This is a genomic window from Amycolatopsis sp. BJA-103 (assembly GCF_002849735.1).
Lineage (GTDB): Bacteria > Actinomycetota > Actinomycetes > Mycobacteriales > Pseudonocardiaceae > Amycolatopsis.
Genome location: NZ_CP017780.1, coordinates 9,092,053 through 9,108,383, shown reverse-complemented (window position 1 = coordinate 9,108,383; position 16,331 = coordinate 9,092,053). Strand labels below are relative to the sequence as shown.

The window sequence follows — 16,331 nt, the reverse complement described above, 5'->3', positions numbered from 1 at the left end:
CCTATTAGGAACGGAATGTTCCTAATAGGAGCTTACCTTGGTCTCATGAACGAGAACACCGAGATCAGACCCTTCCGCATCGACGTCCCGCAGTCCGAATTGGACGATCTGGCCGACCGCCTCGCGCGGGTCCGGTGGGCGAACGAACTGCCCGCCGATCAGGTCACCGACGGGGTGCAGCGTGGACCGGTCACGCCGGGCTGGGAGTACGGCGTGACCCTCGACTACGTACAGCGCCTGGTCGCCTACTGGCGTGACGGCTACGACTGGCGGAAGTGGGAAGCGAAGCTCAACGAGTACCCGCAGTTCACCACCGAGATCGACGGGCAGAACGTCCACTTCCTGCACGTCCGCTCGCCGGAGCCCGACGCGACGCCGCTGATCCTGACGCACGGCTGGCCGAACTCGGTCTTCGAATACCTCGACCTGATCGACCGGCTGACGGACCCGCGGTCGCACGACGGCGATCCGGCCGACGCGTTCCACGTGGTCATCCCGTCCCTGCCCGGGTTCGGTTTCTCGGGCGCCACCCGGGAGAAGGGCTGGAACCGGTACCGCACCGCCCGCGCCTGGGCCGAGCTGATGCGGCGGCTGGGCTACGAGCGTTACGGCACCCACGGGAACGACGCCGGTTCCTTCGTCGCCCCCGAGGTCGGCCGCGTCGACGCCGAGCACGTCGTCGGGGTGCACGTCACGCAGTTGTTCTCCTTCCCCAGTGGTGACCCCGCGGAGTTCGAGGGCATGACGGAGAAGGAACTGGAGTACATGCAGTTCCTCCAGACCTTCAACGACGACATGTCCGGCTACGCGAAGCTGCAGGAGAGCGCGCCGCAGAACCTCGCGCACGCGCTCGCCGACTCGCCGACCGGGCAGCTGGCCTGGAGCGCGCAACTGCTGTCGGGGACGAGCGACGACCACGTGCTCACCAACGCCACGCTGTACTGGCTGACGAACACGGCGGCCTCGGCGGCGCGGTTCTACTACGAGGACAAGCACACCGAGCACCCGAGTGAGCCGACGACCGCGCCGACCGGGCTGGCGAGTTTCGCCTACGACTTCCGGCCGCTGCGGCGCTTCGCCGACCGCGACCACACGAACATCGTTTCGTGGCAGGAATTCGACCGCGGCGGCCACTGGGCGACCCAGGACGCGCCGGACCTGTTGCTCGGGGACATCCGGGCGTTCTTCCGCAAGCTGGCGTAGCGGCTCGTGAGTGGTAAGGGCGGTTCTGGCGGACCCGCGTTTGCCTGCCCACCGGATCCCGATGCCATGTTCTGGTTGCCGATGTGGGCGAGCGGGGAGGATTTGGGACGTTGAACGTCCGGAATCTTCCCCGCTCGACGGGTACGCGGAGTGGTCTGGGCTTGATCAAGAGAACCGGAACACACCTCGACGATGAAGGATTTGGGACACTCGACGTCCCGATTCCTTCACGCTCGACCGTGCCGCCGCTGCCACTTAGCATGTGCACTGGTCAGGTGTGGGTAGGCAAATACCGGTTCGTTCTAACCGTCCTTACCACTCACGAGACCCGTCAGGCTCCGGCACCGTCCAGCACCGCCAGCGTCGCGGATCTGGCCGTCCGACGAGAGCCGGCCGCACCCTGACTGTCCACAAAGGACATCTTTGGGTGAGCAAGTGTCCGATTGGTGCCTATTTGCACGCTTTGTAGGCGGGGTCGTGAGTGGTAATGCGCGTTCTAACCCTCTTTAACACTCACGACTCCCCTCAAAACCGCACATCCAGCCATCAACCGGACATTCAGCCGTCAGAGAGTGCCCTCGTGGACACTTAAGGAACGATTGGCGCCCGCTGGCCGGTCCAGAACTGTGCCGCGAAGGCCACCTCTCAGCCTTGAAGCCAGCGAAGGGGTCCTTCATCGCAGAGGCTCGGTCACCCCACCTTTGACTTACCCCTCAATAGCCGTCCTTACCACTCACGAGGTTCGTCAGGCTCCGGCACCGTCCAGCACCGCCAGCTGCGACGCGCTCAGCTCCAGAGTGAAGGCCGGCCGGATCGCCTCGTAGTGTTCCCAGGTCCGCGGTCCGATCAGGGGCAGCACTCGCGGCGACGTCTGACGCAGCAGCCACGCCAGCGCGACCTGGTTCCCGGTCGCCCCGGTCTCCGCCGCCACCGCCTCGATCGCGGCCATCCGCGCTTCGCCGTCCGGCCCGGCGTAGGACTGCCACACGGGGTGCGCGAGCCGTCGCGCGGAGTCGTCGTAGATCCCGCGCAGGATCGACGAGTACGCGGCGAGCGCGATGTCTTCGTTGTCCCGCAGGAAATCGAGCATGTCCCCGGTGGCGAGGGACGCCGAATCGGCCACCGGCCGCAGATACGAATGCTGCAGCTGGACGGCCACCGGCGACGCCCGGCCGTTCCGTTCCGCGAGCGCGCGGATCCGTTCCAGCCGCCAGGAGCGGACGTTGCTCCAGCCGATGTGCCGCACCTTCCCCGCGCGGACGATCTCGTCGAGCGCGGCCAGCGTCTCCTCCAGCGGCGTCGCCCGGTCGTCGACGTGGATGTAGTACAGGTCGATGTGGTCGGTCCCGAGCCGCCGCAGGCTTTCGTCGACGCCGCGCCGGATCACGTCGCCGCCCGCGCCCTCGAAATGCCGTCCGATGTAGTCCCAGTCCGCGCTGCCGTCTTCGTGGTACCCCTTGCGCGCGCTGTCGGCGTCGGCGACCCCGGCCGACACCTTCGTCGCGAGGAAGACCTTGTCCCGCCTGCCTTTCAGCAGTTTCCCGAGCAATTCCTCGCTCTCCCCGCCCGCCGCGCCGGGCACCCACCACGAGTAGCAGTTCGCGGTGTCGAGGAAGTCGCCGCCGTCGTCGAGGTACGCGTCCAGGATCCGTGCCGAGGTCCGCTCGTCGGTGGCGGTGCCCATCGTCATGCACCCGAGCGAGACCTGGCTGACTTTCCGGCCCGTCCGGCCGAGCTCCACCTTTTCCATGGTCTAGACCTTACGAAAAGATCGGTCCGGGACTACAGTCCATTGACATGACGAAATCCCAGACCAATCTGGCTTGGGACGTGCTCCTCGACCTCTCCGGACCGGGTCCCCGGCACGAGCGGCTCACCCGGGCACTCCGCACGGTGATCCGCGAAGGCGCGCTCGGCTCCGGCGCCGCGCTGCCGCCCAGCCGCACCCTCGCCGCGGATCTGGGCTTCTCCCGCTGGGTGATCACGCAGGCGTACGAGCAGCTGATCGCGGAGGGCTACCTCGCCGCGCGCACCGGCTCGGCCACCGTCGTGCGCTGGGTGGCGCCGGGTACAGAGCCCGCGAAACCCCTTCACCGCCGGGCCGCGCCGCCGGAGATCGACCTCGCGCCCGGTCTGCCCGATCTCCGCCATTTCCCCCGGCAGCGCTGGGTGGAGGCGGTCCGCGAAGTGCTCTCGAACATGCCGCACGGCGAGTTCGGCTACCCCGTCCCGGGTGGACATCCGCATCTCCGCGCGGTGCTGGCCGACTACCTCCGCCGCTGCCGGGGCGCCGTCGTCGACGACGTGCGGATCTCGTCCGGTGTCACCGACGGGTTCGGCCGCGTGTGCCGCGCGCTGCTCGCGGCCGGGATCACCCGTGTCGCGGCCGAGGAGCCCGGCTGGCTGACGCTCCGCCACGTCGCTACGAGGGCCGGTCTTGCAGTCGTCGGAGTCCCTGTCGACGAAGACGGCCTCCGCGTCGACGAGATCCCGCCCGGCGTGCGGGCCGTCCTCGTGACCCCGGCGCACCAGTTCCCCACCGGCACCGTCCTGTCCCCCGCCCGCCGCGCCGGGCTGCTGAACTGGGCGCGCGACGTCGACGGGCTCATCGTCGAGGACGACTACGACGCCGAGTTCCGCTACGACCGGCGCCCGGTCGGAACGGTGCAGGGCATGGACCCGGCGAGGGTCGCGCTGCTGGGGTCGGTCAGCAAGACGCTCAGTCCCGCGCTCGGTCTCGGCTGGTACGCCCTGCCTCCACAGTGGACAGAGCTGGTCGAACCCTCGCCGTCCCCGCCCGCGCTGGACCAGCTCGCGTTCGCGGCCTTCCTCGAACGCGGCTCGTACGACCGGCATCTGCGCGCGGCCCGGCGGCGCTACCGTTCCCGGCGCGACGCGCTGGTCGGCGCGCTCGGCCCGCTGCCCCTCTCCGGCGTCGCCGCGGGGCTGCACCTCGTGCTGGACCTGCCGGGCGGATCCGCGGCCGAGGTGGTGCGACGAGCGGCGGTCAGCGGGCTGCGCGTCGCCGATCTCGACGACTACCGCGCGACTCCTGGCACCCCCGGGCTCGTCCTCGGCTACGGCAATCTCGCGGACGGTTCCGTCGGCACCGCCGCCCGCCTGCTGATCGAGGCCATCAGGGACTCGTGAGGCTCACTCGGCCATGCGGTGCAGCAGGAAGATCCCGTTCAGCAACGGCCTGTCGAGCCGCTGGTGGTCGGTGGTCATGTACTCGTCGAGGATGTCGAGGATGCGGTTGTCGAGTTCGGTGACCTCCTCGGGCGAGAGGTGCAGCGCGAAGCGCTCGACGACCCGCACCGAAGCCGGGCCCGCCTCGCGGAGTTCGTCCTGGAACGCCTCGATCGGCCCGAACCGGGTGTCCTCGTTTTCCTCGTTCAGGGGCCCGTCCAGCCACCAGGTCTTGCCGGCGTTGCGGTACGGCTTCTCGAGCGCGCCGCTCGCGCCCGTCCGCACCGGCGCCTGCTCCAGCAGCCCGGCGTCGACCAGCTGCCGCACGTGGTGGAGCACCGTGCCGGGATCCTTGCCGAGCCGGTCGGCCAGCTCCTTGTTGGTCAGTTCCCGCGCCCCGCAGAGCCGGAGAATGCGCAACCGCACCGGGTGACCGAGCGCCTTGGCCTCGCGCGCCGTCGCCTCACGCCGCCGGTCCGCGACCCTGGCGGCGACCTGATCGTCCATGACCGCAGCGTAGCCGAGTGATGGGAGAAATACACATCGATGGAGTTTTCCCCATCGATGTGCGATCCTCGATCGGTGACCGCGCTGGGGACCGCCTACTGGCGGCTGTGGAGCTCGTCGGGGCTGTCGAATCTGGCCGACGGGATCGTCAAGGTCGCGCTCGGCCTGGTGGCCGTCCAGTACACCCGGTCTCCGGCGCTCGTCGCGGGGCTGGCGACCGTGTTGTCCTTGCCGTGGCTGGTGTTCGCCCTGCACGCCGGGGTGCTCGCCGACCGCGTCGACCGCCGTCGCGCGATGCTCACCGCCAACGTGATCCGCGCGGGCCTGCTCGCCTCGCTTACGGCCGCGATCGCACTGGGCTTCGGGTCGATTTGGCTGCTCTACGTGGTCGCGCTCGGACTCGGGCTCGCCGAGACCGTCCATGACACGGCCGCTCAGGCGATCCTCCCCCAGGTCGTGGGCCGCGATCAGCTGACGCGGGCCAACAGCCGCCTCTACGCCGCCGAACTCACCGCCAACGAGTTCGCCGGGCCACCGGTGGGCGGCTTTCTCGTGGCCGCGGGCGCTTTCGCCGCGTTCGCGACTCCCTCGGCGCTCTGGATCGTCGCGATCGTCGCGCTCTTCTTCGTCCCGGGATCGTTCCGCGCCGAGCGGACCCGCGAAACGAGCGTGCGCGAAGACCTCGTCGAAGGACTGCGTTTCCTTTGGGAGAACCGGATTCTCCGGATCCTGGCGATCATGGTCGGCGGGTTCAACTTCGCCACGAGCGCCATGATCACGATCTTCGTGCTCCACGCGGTGGGCCCGTCGTCGGCGATGGGCCTGTCGGAACAGGCCTACGGTTTCCTGCTGTCCGCCATCGCCCTCGGCAGTTTCGCGGCGTCGTTCGCGGCCGAGCGGATCGAACTCGCTCTCGGCCGCACGCGGTCCCTGGTCCTCAGCCTGCTCACCGGCGCCGCACTCGTCGGGATCCCCGCGGTGACCACGAATCCGTATGTGATCGGCGCGGTGTTCTTCCTCGGCGGGGCCGGGGTCGTGGTGTGGAACGTCGTCGTCGTGTCGCTGCGGCAGCGGATCATCCCGGACCACCTGCTGGGACGGGGCACCAGCGGCCACCGGCTCGTCGCTTGGGGCACCAAACCGCTGGGCGCGCTGGCGGCGGGACTGCTCGCGGAGGTCGTCGGGCTGCGGCCGGTGTTCGCGGGTGCGGCGGCGCTGATCCTGGCGCTGGTGCTGCTCTGCCCTCGTGAGTGGTAAGGACGGTTAGAACCGTCCCTACCACTCACGAGACCAAACGCCTCACCGCCGCGGCTCAGCCAGGCAGCACCGACTGCACGGCCTCCGGGGTCCGCGCGACCACGGTCGTGCCGTCGTCGGCGGTGATGATCGGCCGCTGGATCAGCTTCGGATGTGTCGCCAGCGCCTCGATCCACCGGTCGCGGTCGGCGGGCGTGCGCCCCCAGGTCTTCAGCCCGAGTTCCTTCGCGATCGCTTCGGCGGTGCGGGTGATGTCCCACGGTTCGAGGCCGAGTCGCTTGAGGACGGCCTTCAGTTCTTTCGCCGTCGGCGGCTCCTCAAGGTACTTCCGCACGGTGTATTCGGCCCCGGACTCGTCCAGCATCGACACCGCGGACCGGCATTTGGCGCACGCCGGGTTCACCCAGATCTCCATCCGAGACCGCCTCCCTTCAAAAGTGCTCAGTCGGTGAGCACTTTGCTTCCGATGATGGTCACAGACGTTACGACGAGAGGAACCCGGTCATGGACGAGACCACCTTCACCGCCGCCACCCCCGCCGAATGGCGCGCCTGGCTGGCCGAAAACGCCGGCACCGCGAAGGAGGTCTGGCTGATCATCCAGCACAAAGGCAACGGCGTCGCGAGCGTCCGCATCGAGGAGGCGATGGAGCAGGCACTGTGCTTCGGCTGGATCGACGGGCTGCACCGCAAGAACGACGCGACCAGTTCCCGGCTGCGGTTCACCCCGCGCGGCTCCCGGAGTTCGTGGAGCCGGGTCAACCGCGAGCGGGCCGCCCGCCTGATCGCCGACGGGCTGATGACCGCGCGGGGTCAGGCGACGATCGATCTCGCCAAGGAAAAGGGCCGCTGGCAGATGGTGCCCGACGGCGAAGGCGTCCCCGAGGATCTGCGCGTCCGGCTCGACGCCGACGAAGCCGCCGGAACCCATTTCGCGAAGTTCCCGCCGTCGTCGAAAAGGCTGATCCTGGAATGGATTCTGACGGCGAAGAAGCCGGAGACCCGGGAGCGGCGGATCGCCAGGACAGTCGAACTCGCGGCCGTGAACCTCCGCGCCAATCACCCTGTCCGGTGACTCAGAGCTCGTCCCGCCGGGCCACGAGGAGGGCGATGTCGTCCTGTGCCGGCCTCGAGCCGACGAGCGCGGCCATCACCCGCGCGCACACCACCCCGGGCAGTTCGGGGGTGATCACCCCGGCGAGCCGCTGCAGACCCACGTCGATCAGGCGATCCCGGCGCTCCACGAGACCGTCCGTGTAGAAGGCGAGCACGCCGCCGGGTGGCAACTCGATCACCGTTCTTCGCCGCGTCAGTCCCGTGACCCCGATGGGCGGGTCGACCGGGACCTCGACGAACACCGAGGGGCGGCCGGGCACCGCGAGCACCGGAGGGAGATGTCCCGCCAGCGAAATCGCCACGCTGTCCCGCGAAGCCGGTACCAATCCGTAGACGACGGTGGCCAGCGCCCCCGGCTCGAAATGGTGGACCTTCCGGTCCAGTTTGGACAGGACCTCCGCCGGATCGTCCGATTCGAGCGCGTAGGCGCGAAGCGCGCTGCGCAGCCGTCCCATGATCACGGCGGCGTTGAGGCCGTGCCCGGCGACGTCGCCCATCACGACGCCGAGGCGATCACCCGGCAGCGGGAACAGGTCGTACCAGTCACCACCGACCCCGGGTTCGGTACCCGGGACGTACCGCGCGGAGAACTTCATCCCGGCGACGGCGGGCAGCCGTCCCGGCAGCAGGCTCCGCTGGAGCGCCGCCGCGGCCGCGCGGTCGGTGGCGGAGTTGTCGATCTGCAACGCCAGCGCGAGCCTCGCGGCCACCAGCCGCAGCAGGTCGACGTCGGCCTCGGGGAATTCGCGCGGCGTCGTGGATCCGACGTGCAGCACGCCGATCAGCTCGTCCCCGGCCACCATCGGCACCCCGAGCAGGGTACGGAGCCCGCGTTCCCGCAGCAGCGCGTTGACCACGGTGGTCTCGTCGACGTGGTCGAGGATCACCGGACGCCGTTCCGCGGCCACCCGGCCCGCGAACCCCGCGCCGACGGCGATCCGGACGTCCTGGAAGACCTCTTCCTCGATGCCGGAAGCGGCGATGGCGTGCAGCTGCTGGGCTTCCGGCTCGTGCCGCAGCACCGTTGCCGTGTCGACGCCGAGCACTTCGCGCACCCGGCCGAGAATCGTGGCCATCACCCTTTCGGGATCGAGATGCCCCAGCGCGGTGTCGGTGATGGCCTCGAGCACCCGAAGCCGGTCATCGGCGGTCGAAGTCCCGGACATGCGCTGAGCCTAGCCAGTCCGACGGCGCGATGTCGTCCAGCCCGCCGCCAATCCGTCGAGGCTGTCGGCCAGTTCGGCACTCGGCGGAATCGCGTCCCTCGGGACCCGGCAGGCGAGCGCCGTGCCGAGCCCCGCCATCCGGATGACGGTGTCGATCAGCGCTTCCGGCTCCTCCGGCCAGTCGAATCCCGGCTGGGCGATCAGCAGGCTCACGCATCCGTGCATCGCCGACCAGAGGCCCATCGCGAGGACTTCCGGTTCACCACGCAGGATGCCCGCGCGCACGCAGGCGGCCGTCGCGTCGGCGAGGTGCCGGAAACAGGCGACCGCGCCGGGAGACGAGCCGCCGGACGGTCGCATCAGGAGTACGCGGTACTGCACCGGATGGTCCAGGGCGAACCGCGCGTACACCCGCGCGCACCGGCTGAGCGCGCGCATGGGATCGGCGACTTCGGCGGCGTGTTCGCGCATCCGCTGCGCGAGTTCGTCCCAGACCCCCAGGCAGACGGCCTCCAGCAACGCGTCACGGCTCGGGAAGTGCGCGTAGACCGACGGTGTGGAGACGCCGGTCCGCCGCGCGACCGCGCGCAGCGTCAGCGCCTCGTCGGTCCCCGTCTCGGCGAGCAGGGCGTCGGCGGCGCGCAGGATCTCGCCCCGCAGCTTCTCCCCTTCGCCCGGCCGCGCCTTCGTCCGCTTCGCGCCCATGCCGTGATGCTGCCAGCATTGACTTGACACCGTCAACTTGACGATGTCAGCTTGAGCGTATGGCGCATTTCCAGACCGCGACCGCCCTGGGCCGCCGGGGCGACGGCCCGGTGTTCGACACCGAACTCGATCCACAGTGGACGATCGGGGCGAAGCTGCACGGCGGCTACCTGCTCGCCGTCCTCGCCAAGGCCGCCGCGGCGGTCTCCGCGCATCCGCATCTGACCGCGATCAGCGGCTCGTTCTCGGTGGCCCCGGAGCCCGGCCCCGCGGTCGTCGAGGTCGAGGTCCTGCGCGAAGGCCGCGGCCTCACCCAGCTGCGCGCGCGGCTGAGCCAGCACGGCGCGCCCTGCACCGAGGCCCTGATCACCCAGGGCGTCCTGACGGACGGCGACGCGTGGTGGTCCGGAGTGGATCCGGTCGAGATCCCGCCGGAGCAGGACTGCCTTCCCGTACCAGCCGACGGCGGCGGCGGGTTCCGCATCGGCCTGATGGACGTCGTCGAGCAGCGGCTCGACCCGGCCTCGGCCGGTTTCGCGGTGGGACAGCCGTCCCGGAAAGGCGTCATCTCGTCCTGGTTGCGGCTCGCCGACGGCACCGACTGGGATCCGGTGAGCCTGCTCGTGGCGCTCGACCCGGTACCCCCGATCTCCTACGACCTCGGCATCGCGGGCTGGGCGCCGACCGTCCAGTTCACCGCGTACCTGCGCGGGATCCCGGCGCCGGGCCCGGTCCGGGTGCGGATGCGGGCGGGCGAGATCGGCGGCGACCGCATGGACGAGGTCGCGGAACTTTGGGACGAAAAGAACCGATTGATCGGGCAAGCCACCCAAATTGCCGCCGTGCGCGTCCCCTGATCCACCCGAAAGCAGGGTCATGACGGAACTCCGGGAGTTAAGATCCGGCGTCGACGTCATTGTTCTGGGGGCAGGACCATGGAAGTGGAATCACGCCGCGCGGACGCGGGCGGCTCCGACGGGGACGGGGCCGAAATCACCCGGCTCTGCCGGACCCTGGTGCCGCTGGCGGCCGCCGGTAAGCACGCCGAGGCCGCGTCGACCTACCGGTGGGTGACCAGGGCGTCCATGGGTGCTCCGCGCCAGTACGGCGACCACGCGCTCCGGCTGGAGTTCTGCGCGCTCACCGGCAACGAGCACACCGGTTTCGATCTTCTGTCGCTTTTGGACGGTGTCGGCGACCATTCGGACGCCGTCGGCAGGCTGGAGTTCTTCGCGTCGGCCGCTTTGCTCACCCGGCGGTTGACGGAAACCGGATACGGCGAAACCCGGTTCGTTCTCAACGGCCCGTACGACGGCCTTTCCCTGCGGCTGCTGCACCGGCGGATGCGGGCGGCGGCGTTCGTCGAGGCCGAGGAACTCGACGAACGCGATCAGACCGCTTACTTCACCGCGCACGCCGAGCGGAAGATGGCCGCGAAACCGGTCACCGAATTCGTTCCGCTCCTGCCTGCCGCGCTCCCCCGGGTCCCGATCCTGCCCCCGCCGGACCTGTCGGCGGAGGAACTCGTCGTCCGGGCCGAAATCCACAATCACCGGTCCGAACCGGAGGAGGCGCGGGCCTGTCTCGCCGCGATCGGCACCGTCGAAGACGAGATCGCCCCGCGGCTGGCGGAACTGCGCGCGATCTTCTTCCAGGGCGACGACACCGAGGAACGGCTGCGCCGCGCGGCCGCCGGATTCCGGCGGCACGGCGACGAAATCCGGTTCCTGCTCAACCAATGCTGGCTCGGCCTGTGGCTCGTCTTCGACGATCAGGCGGAGACCGGGGTCGCGTTGACGACGGTCGCCGCGGCGCGATTGCGCGCCGGCACCGACGATCGCGCCGCCTGCTGGGGCGAATACTGGCTGGCGCACGTGCTTTCCGGGCAAGGACGCACTCCCGAGGCGTACGAGGCCTTGCGGCGTGGCGCCGAACGGGCCCGTGAAGCGGGCGATCCCTTGCTCCACGGCACTCTTCTGTGCCTGGAGGCGTCGCTGCGGAACGGCGACGGCGAGGATCCGGCGACCACCTTGGAACTCGCGCAGGCGGCGACGGACGCCTTCATCGTCGGCAACGTCGGCGAGAAGGCCGTCGAAGCCGTCGAACAGGTCCGGATCGCCTACGAACGAGCAGGATCGCTCGACGAGTTGGACGTCTTCGTGGAGCACCTGCTGGTGACGCTGCCCGTCGGCGGCCCGGAACGGTTGCGCGGGCATCTCCGCCAGCTGCGGGCGTTGTCCCTGATCGGCACCGGCCGATTCGCGGAAGCCGTCGACGACGCCTACGCGTCTCTCGGCGTCGCCGCGTCGAAAGGCAAGGACAACGCGGAACATTGGTACGTCCTCGTCACCGCGCTGCACGGCGCCGGCCGCTACGACGAGGTCCTCGACGTCGCACCCCACGCCATCGACCTGCTCACCGGACTACCGGACTGGGGCCACCGCTGCCGGTGGATGTACGCCGACACCTACCGCGCGCTCGGCGAGTCTTCGCGCGCCTTCAACGAATACGCCGTCCTCGCCGAAATCCTGGAGGAGTCGGGCGACACCGGGCACTCGTACATCTCGGTGAGCATGGCCGCCGCCGAACAACTGGACCTGCTCGGTTACGGCGCGAACGCCGCCGACTTCTACGCGCGGGCGGCCGACGCGGCGCTGGCGATCGGCGGCGGATACGTGGCCGCCACCTGCCGGAACGCCGCGACGCTTTCCCGGCTGCGGTCCGGCGACCTGGACGCGGCGCTGACCGCGCTCGACGCCGCGGAAACCGCCGTGCACGCCGTGGAAACCGAAACCGCGCCCGCCAGGGACCATCTCATCGCCCAGCTCGATCACGTCGCGGCCCACGTGCTCAGCGCCGCGGGCCGGATCCGCGAAGCCGCCCGGCGCGCGCTCCGCGCCGCCGAAACCTTCCACCGGATAGGCGAAGCCGAGTCCGCCCGCGACGTCGACCTGCTGCTCGAACAAATACTTCTCGGCGAACAAAAGTGACGAAGTGTCCTGCTCTGTCAGTGACACGCTCACCATTCGCCGCTTGGGACTCCTGCCGGTCTAGACATGACCAGAAGATTCCTGAGACTCGTGGCAGGCGCCGGTCCCGGCCTGAGTCGCGTTTAGTCCTCTAGATGCTGTTCGGGTTAGCGCGTGAAGGCCCCACCGGCGACGTCTCCCAGACGCTGGCACCGGGGCGATCACAGGTCCGTGAAGGCCTCCTTCCCTACGCTCAAGGTAAGGAAGGAGGCCTTCACGGACACCGGAACAGCAACTCTGGCCCCGTCAGTCGCAACGGCAGCGCGTGAAGGTCCCCTTCACGTACTTCAGGCGACCTTGCCAGCCCTCGCGACCCGGAGAAAAATGCCCGTCATGCCCGACGCAGCCAGCGGTACCCGAAGCCTGTCCCTCGGCTCGATCGTGCTGTGGATCGTGCGCGTCGCGCTGGCGGCCGAGTTCCTCTACAGCGGTTACCTGCTGTTCGCCGGCGGCCACACCGAACAGACCTTCGCCGAGATCGGGCTCGGGCAGTGGCTCCGGTACGTCACCGGCGTCCTGGAGGCCGGCGGAGCGATCGGCCTGCTCGTCCCCCGCCTCGGCGGGCCCGCGGCGCTGCTGCTGGCGGGCGTCATGGTGGGCGCGAGTGTCACCGAGCTGTTCATCCTCACCAACGGCGGCCCGGTCCTCCCCCTGATCCTGCTGATCGTCTCCGCGACCCTGGCGTGGTTCCTGCAGGATCAGACCCGCGCGCTCCTCGGAATCGAGCCTCCCGCAGACGACGAGGACCACCACTAGGCGAACGCCAGGCCACCGTCCTCCGAACGGCGCAACGGCCTCCCGCCGAATGCACCGATCACCGGAACAGTCAACGAAAAACCGCATGTCAGCGCGCCTCGCGAGCGCTTGTCGACAGCGCCGAAAACCGATCATCAGCGTGATCACGCGCTCACTCAAGGTGAAAGATTGCGGCTCGTTTACAACGAACCGGCCACCTGCTTGACAGTCGGAGTGGTACGTACCACGCTGCCCGCATTGGTCTACACCATTTTGTGGGAGCCCGGCACAGTGGCCGGGCATCGAAAGGACGGCACGAGTGAAGCGCTGGCTCAAGATGACTGCGGGCGCCGCGGCCATCACCCTCGCGACGGCGGGCTGCGCCGGTTCCGGCAGTGGCGACAGCACGAATTCGAGCGCTCCGGCCTCGAACGGCTCGCTCACGGTCTGGCTCATGACCGGGACCGCCCCGGAAGCACTGACGAACTCGCTCCACAAGGAATTCGAAGACGCGCACCCCGGCGTCAAGGTCAAGTACGAGATCCAGCAGTGGAACGGCATCCAGCAGAAGCTGACCACCGCGCTGGCCAGTGACAACCCGCCGGACGTGATCGAGCTGGGCAACACCCAGACCCCCGCGTTCGCGAACCAGGGCGTGCTCGCCGACCTCACCTCGAGCGTGGGCGACTTCAACGGCGCGCAGTGGCTCCAGGGCCTCAAGGCTTCGGGCGAGTTCGACGGCAAGACCTACGGTGTCCCGTTCTACGCGGCCAACCGTGAGGTCATCTACCGCAAGGACATGTTCGAGCAGGCAGGCATCACCGCGACGCCCAAGACCCGCGCGGAGTGGCTCGACGCGATCACCAAGCTCAAGGCCAAGTTCGGCAGCGACCCCGAGTTCCAGGCCCTCTACCAGCCGGGCCAGAACTGGTACGAGCTGCTGTCGTTCATCTGGGACGAGGGCGGCGACATCGCCCAGGCCAACGGGAAGTCCTTCAAGGCGACCCTGGACTCCCCGCAGGCCAAGGCCGGGCTCGAGTTCTACAAGCAGCTCACCGACGCTTCGGGCACCAAGGCGCCGAAGGACGCCGACGAGGCCACCCCGCAGCAGGCCGGTATCTACGGCGCTGGCAAGGTCGCGATGATGATCGGTGTCCCGGGTGAGGCCGACACCGCGGCGAAGACCGACAAGTCCATCAAGGAGAAGTCGGGCGCCTTCCCGATCCCCGGCAAGGCCGCCGACAAGTCGGCCCCGGTCTTCCTCGGCGGTTCGAACCTGGTCATCCCGGCCAACAGCAAGAACTCGGCCGCGGCCAAGGACTACGTCAAGCTGTTCTCCACCCCGAAGTACCAGACCGAGCTGGCCAAGGCCGGTTACGTCCCCGGTACCTCGACCGACGTGTCCGCGCTCGACGCGAACCCGCTCACCAAGGTCATGGCCGAGGCGTCCAAGAACGGCCGCGCCGTGCCGACCAGCCCCAAGTGGGGTGACGTCGAATCCGGTCAGAACCCGATCAAGGACATGCTGACCGCGTACCTGACCGGAACCAAATCGCTCGACCAGGCGACCGCCGACGCCAACGCAGCGCTCGACAAGCTCATCGGCGGATGACCACGACCAAAGATGTGACGACGCCGGCGGGGGCAACCCCGCCGGCTTCGCCGCGCATCAAGCCCCCGAAATCGAACCGGCGCCTCCGCCTCGGCGAGCGGACGGCGCCGTACCTGCTGATCCTTCCCGCGTTGATCGCGATCCTGGTCCTGCTGGGGTGGCCGACACTGCAGCTGATCGGGATCAGTTTCCGCAAGCTCGACCTCCGTGAGCTGGTCTCCGGAGAGATGGTCTGGGTCGGATTCGAGAACTTCTCCGAAATCCTGTCCGACTCCGAATTCTGGGAGATCACCGTCCGCACGCTGGTGTTCACCGCCGCGGTCGTGATCACCACCCTGCTGCTCGCGCTGTTCATGGCGCTGCTGATGCGGCATCTCAACCCGGTGGTCCGGGTGATCCTGCAGGTCGCGCTGATCCTCGCGTGGGCGACCCCGGTGCTCGCGACGACCACGATCTTCCAGTGGATCTTCGACCAGCAGTACGGGATCCTGAACAAGACGCTCGCGAAACTCGGCTTCGAGGGATTCATCGGGCATTCCTGGTTCGCCACCGGACCGAGCACGCTGACCGTGATCGGCCTGCTGGTCATCTGGCAGGCCGTGCCGTTCGTGGCGTTCACGCTCTACGCCGGGCTCCTCGGCGTCCCCAAGGAGCAGTACGAGGCCGCGGGCATCGACGGTGCGAACGGCTGGCAGGCGTTCTGGGCGGTCAGCTGGCCGGCGATCCGGCCGATCCTGACCATGGTCACGTTCCTGTCGGTCCTGTGGGACTTCAAGTTGTTCGCCCAGGTGTGGGCGATCCGCCAGGGCGGGCCGGACGGCTCCAGCACGACGCTGCCGGTCTACATGTACCTCAAGGGCCTCGCGGGCAACCACTTCGGCCTGGCGGCGACCGCCGCCCTGCTGATGATGCTCGTGCTGATCCTGCTCACCGCCCGGTACGTCCAGCTGCTGGTGCGCACGAAGGAGGCCGACCTGTCATGAAGAAGTCCCTCGCACAGCGGATCGGCCTCGGCACTTTCGGCGTGATCGTGGCCTTCCTGTTCGTCTTCCCGACGTACTGGATGGTCACGTCCGCGCTGAAGACGCCAGGCGAAGTCCTGTCGCCGAACTACGACCTGATCCCGCTCTCGGTGACGTTCGACAACTTCGTCACGGCGCTGACGAAGCCCGGATTCACCACCTATCTCGCCAACAGCCTGATCGTCACGATCGGCGCGGTGCTGTGCTCGCTCGTCGCGGGCGTGCTCGCCGCGGTTCCCCTGTCCCGGATGCGATTCCGCGGGCGCAAGGGGTTCCTGATGCTGGTGCTGATCGCCCAGCTCGCGCCGTTCGAGGCTTTGCTGATCCCGATGTACCTGCTGATGCGGGACGCCGGGCTGCTCAACCAGCTGCCTTCGCTGCTGCTGGTGTACTTCGCCGCGACGCTGCCCTTCACGTGCTGGATGCTGTACGGCTTCGTCAACGGCATCCCGTACGACCTCGAAGAGGCCGCGATGATCGACGGCTGCAGCCGGGCGGGCGCGTTCCGCCGGGTGACGCTGCCGCTGCTCGCGCCGGGACTGGTGACCACGTCGGTGTTCAGCTTCATCACCGCGTGGAACGAGTTCCTGTTCGCGTTCGTGTTCATGCGCGACCAGAACAAGCAGACGCTGCCGGTGTGGCTTTCGTCGTTCCGGACGGCGTTTTCCGTGGACTGGGGCGGGATCATGGCGGCGTCGGTCATCTACGCCGTACCCGCGCTGGTGTTCTTCATCCTGGTTCAGCGCAAACTCGTGTCCAACCTGACCGCAGGCGCAGTGAAGGGATAATCC

At 68.8% G+C, this 16,331-nt stretch carries 15 protein-coding genes; 10 read left to right on the top strand and 5 right to left on the bottom strand.

Annotated features, from left to right (window positions below):
* Window positions 1-45: 45 nt before the first annotated feature.
* On the top strand, window positions 46-1,203 hold the full coding sequence (locus BKN51_RS41340; RefSeq protein ID WP_101612725.1) for an epoxide hydrolase family protein: 1,158 nt from the start codon (window positions 46-48) through the stop codon (window positions 1,201-1,203).
* Window positions 1,204-1,948: 745 nt separating this feature from the next.
* On the opposite strand, the gene BKN51_RS41335 is transcribed toward BKN51_RS41340, so the two are convergent.
* Window positions 1,949-2,953, bottom strand: a complete 1,005-nt coding sequence (locus BKN51_RS41335) for an aldo/keto reductase (protein ID WP_101612724.1) — start codon at window positions 2,951-2,953, stop codon at window positions 1,949-1,951.
* 47 nt (window positions 2,954-3,000) lie between these two features.
* On the opposite strand from BKN51_RS41335, the gene pdxR reads away from it, so the two are divergent.
* Window positions 3,001-4,353, top strand: a complete 1,353-nt coding sequence (pdxR, locus tag BKN51_RS41330; RefSeq protein WP_101612723.1) for a MocR-like pyridoxine biosynthesis transcription factor PdxR — start codon at window positions 3,001-3,003, stop codon at window positions 4,351-4,353.
* 3 nt (window positions 4,354-4,356) lie between these two features.
* Here pdxR and BKN51_RS41325 read toward each other — a convergent pair whose 3' ends face one another.
* Entirely contained in the window at window positions 4,357-4,899 is a 543-nt protein-coding gene (locus BKN51_RS41325) for an ArsR/SmtB family transcription factor (protein WP_101612722.1), read from the bottom strand.
* Window positions 4,900-4,974: 75 nt separating this feature from the next.
* On the opposite strand from BKN51_RS41325, the gene BKN51_RS41320 reads away from it, so the two are divergent.
* Entirely contained in the window at window positions 4,975-6,156 is a 1,182-nt protein-coding gene (locus BKN51_RS41320) for an MFS transporter (protein ID WP_335645059.1), read from the top strand.
* 55 nt (window positions 6,157-6,211) lie between these two features.
* Here the strand turns inward: BKN51_RS41320 and BKN51_RS41315 are convergent, their stop codons facing one another.
* Entirely contained in the window at window positions 6,212-6,571 is a 360-nt protein-coding gene (locus BKN51_RS41315) for an arsenate reductase family protein (RefSeq protein ID WP_101612721.1), read from the bottom strand.
* 89 nt (window positions 6,572-6,660) lie between these two features.
* Here BKN51_RS41315 and BKN51_RS41310 point away from each other — a divergent pair, with 89 nt between their 5' ends.
* On the top strand, window positions 6,661-7,230 hold the full coding sequence (locus BKN51_RS41310) for a YdeI/OmpD-associated family protein (RefSeq protein ID WP_101612720.1): 570 nt from the start codon (window positions 6,661-6,663) through the stop codon (window positions 7,228-7,230).
* Between the two features lies 1 nt (window position 7,231).
* Here BKN51_RS41310 and BKN51_RS41305 read toward each other — a convergent pair whose 3' ends face one another.
* Window positions 7,232-8,437 (bottom strand): PP2C family protein-serine/threonine phosphatase, encoded by a 1,206-nt coding sequence (locus tag BKN51_RS41305; RefSeq protein WP_101612719.1) that lies wholly within the window; start codon window positions 8,435-8,437, stop codon window positions 7,232-7,234.
* Between the two features lie 9 nt (window positions 8,438-8,446).
* Window positions 8,447-9,142 carry a TetR/AcrR family transcriptional regulator gene (locus tag BKN51_RS41300; RefSeq protein ID WP_101612718.1) on the bottom strand — a complete coding sequence of 232 codons (696 nt, stop codon included), beginning with the start codon at window positions 9,140-9,142 and terminating at the stop codon, window positions 8,447-8,449.
* Window positions 9,143-9,201: 59 nt separating this feature from the next.
* Between BKN51_RS41300 and BKN51_RS41295 the strand changes: the two genes are divergently transcribed.
* The 6 genes from BKN51_RS41295 (at window position 9,202) to BKN51_RS41270 (ending at window position 16,328) form a co-directional block, all read left to right on the top strand.
* Window positions 9,202-9,999: a thioesterase family protein gene (locus BKN51_RS41295; protein WP_101612717.1), complete on the top strand. Its 798-nt coding sequence runs from the start codon at window positions 9,202-9,204 to the stop codon at window positions 9,997-9,999.
* A 78-nt stretch (window positions 10,000-10,077) separates the two neighbouring features.
* Window positions 10,078-12,132, top strand: a complete 2,055-nt coding sequence (locus BKN51_RS41290) for a hypothetical protein (RefSeq protein ID WP_101612716.1) — start codon at window positions 10,078-10,080, stop codon at window positions 12,130-12,132.
* Between the two features lie 372 nt (window positions 12,133-12,504).
* On the top strand, window positions 12,505-12,927 hold the full coding sequence (locus tag BKN51_RS41285) for a DoxX family protein (protein WP_101613778.1): 423 nt from the start codon (window positions 12,505-12,507) through the stop codon (window positions 12,925-12,927).
* Window positions 12,928-13,225: 298 nt separating this feature from the next.
* Window positions 13,226-14,518: a sugar ABC transporter substrate-binding protein gene (locus tag BKN51_RS41280; RefSeq protein ID WP_101612715.1), complete on the top strand. Its 1,293-nt coding sequence runs from the start codon at window positions 13,226-13,228 to the stop codon at window positions 14,516-14,518.
* The gene (locus tag BKN51_RS41275) at window positions 14,515-15,501 is read left to right on the top strand and encodes a carbohydrate ABC transporter permease (protein WP_101612714.1); all 987 of its coding nucleotides are present in this window, start codon (window positions 14,515-14,517) and stop codon (window positions 15,499-15,501) included. Before BKN51_RS41280 ends, BKN51_RS41275 begins: the two co-directional genes overlap by 4 nt.
* The gene (locus BKN51_RS41270) at window positions 15,498-16,328 is read left to right on the top strand and encodes a carbohydrate ABC transporter permease (protein ID WP_101612713.1); all 831 of its coding nucleotides are present in this window, start codon (window positions 15,498-15,500) and stop codon (window positions 16,326-16,328) included. Before BKN51_RS41275 ends, BKN51_RS41270 begins: the two co-directional genes overlap by 4 nt.
* Window positions 16,329-16,331 lie beyond the last annotated feature (3 nt).

What these genes read in the sequence shown, in the direction of transcription:
- BKN51_RS41325 (WP_101612722.1), bottom strand. Translation starts at nt 4,899, where the DNA reads ATGGACGATCAGGTCGCCGCCAGGGTCGCGGACCGGCGGCGTGAGGCG.
- BKN51_RS41310 (WP_101612720.1), top strand. Translation starts at nt 6,661, where the DNA reads ATGGACGAGACCACCTTCACCGCCGCCACCCCCGCCGAATGGCGCGCC.
- BKN51_RS41270 (WP_101612713.1), top strand. Translation starts at nt 15,498, where the DNA reads ATGAAGAAGTCCCTCGCACAGCGGATCGGCCTCGGCACTTTCGGCGTG.
- BKN51_RS41285 (WP_101613778.1), top strand. Translation starts at nt 12,505, where the DNA reads ATGCCCGACGCAGCCAGCGGTACCCGAAGCCTGTCCCTCGGCTCGATC.
- BKN51_RS41335 (WP_101612724.1), bottom strand. Translation starts at nt 2,953, where the DNA reads ATGGAAAAGGTGGAGCTCGGCCGGACGGGCCGGAAAGTCAGCCAGGTC.
- BKN51_RS41340 (WP_101612725.1), top strand. Translation starts at nt 46, where the DNA reads ATGAACGAGAACACCGAGATCAGACCCTTCCGCATCGACGTCCCGCAG.
- BKN51_RS41305 (WP_101612719.1), bottom strand. Translation starts at nt 8,437, where the DNA reads ATGTCCGGGACTTCGACCGCCGATGACCGGCTTCGGGTGCTCGAGGCC.
- BKN51_RS41275 (WP_101612714.1), top strand. Translation starts at nt 14,515, where the DNA reads ATGACCACGACCAAAGATGTGACGACGCCGGCGGGGGCAACCCCGCCG.
- BKN51_RS41295 (WP_101612717.1), top strand. Translation starts at nt 9,202, where the DNA reads ATGGCGCATTTCCAGACCGCGACCGCCCTGGGCCGCCGGGGCGACGGC.
- BKN51_RS41300 (WP_101612718.1), bottom strand. Translation starts at nt 9,142, where the DNA reads ATGGGCGCGAAGCGGACGAAGGCGCGGCCGGGCGAAGGGGAGAAGCTG.
- BKN51_RS41290 (WP_101612716.1), top strand. Translation starts at nt 10,078, where the DNA reads ATGGAAGTGGAATCACGCCGCGCGGACGCGGGCGGCTCCGACGGGGAC.
- pdxR (WP_101612723.1), top strand. Translation starts at nt 3,001, where the DNA reads ATGACGAAATCCCAGACCAATCTGGCTTGGGACGTGCTCCTCGACCTC.
- BKN51_RS41315 (WP_101612721.1), bottom strand. Translation starts at nt 6,571, where the DNA reads ATGGAGATCTGGGTGAACCCGGCGTGCGCCAAATGCCGGTCCGCGGTG.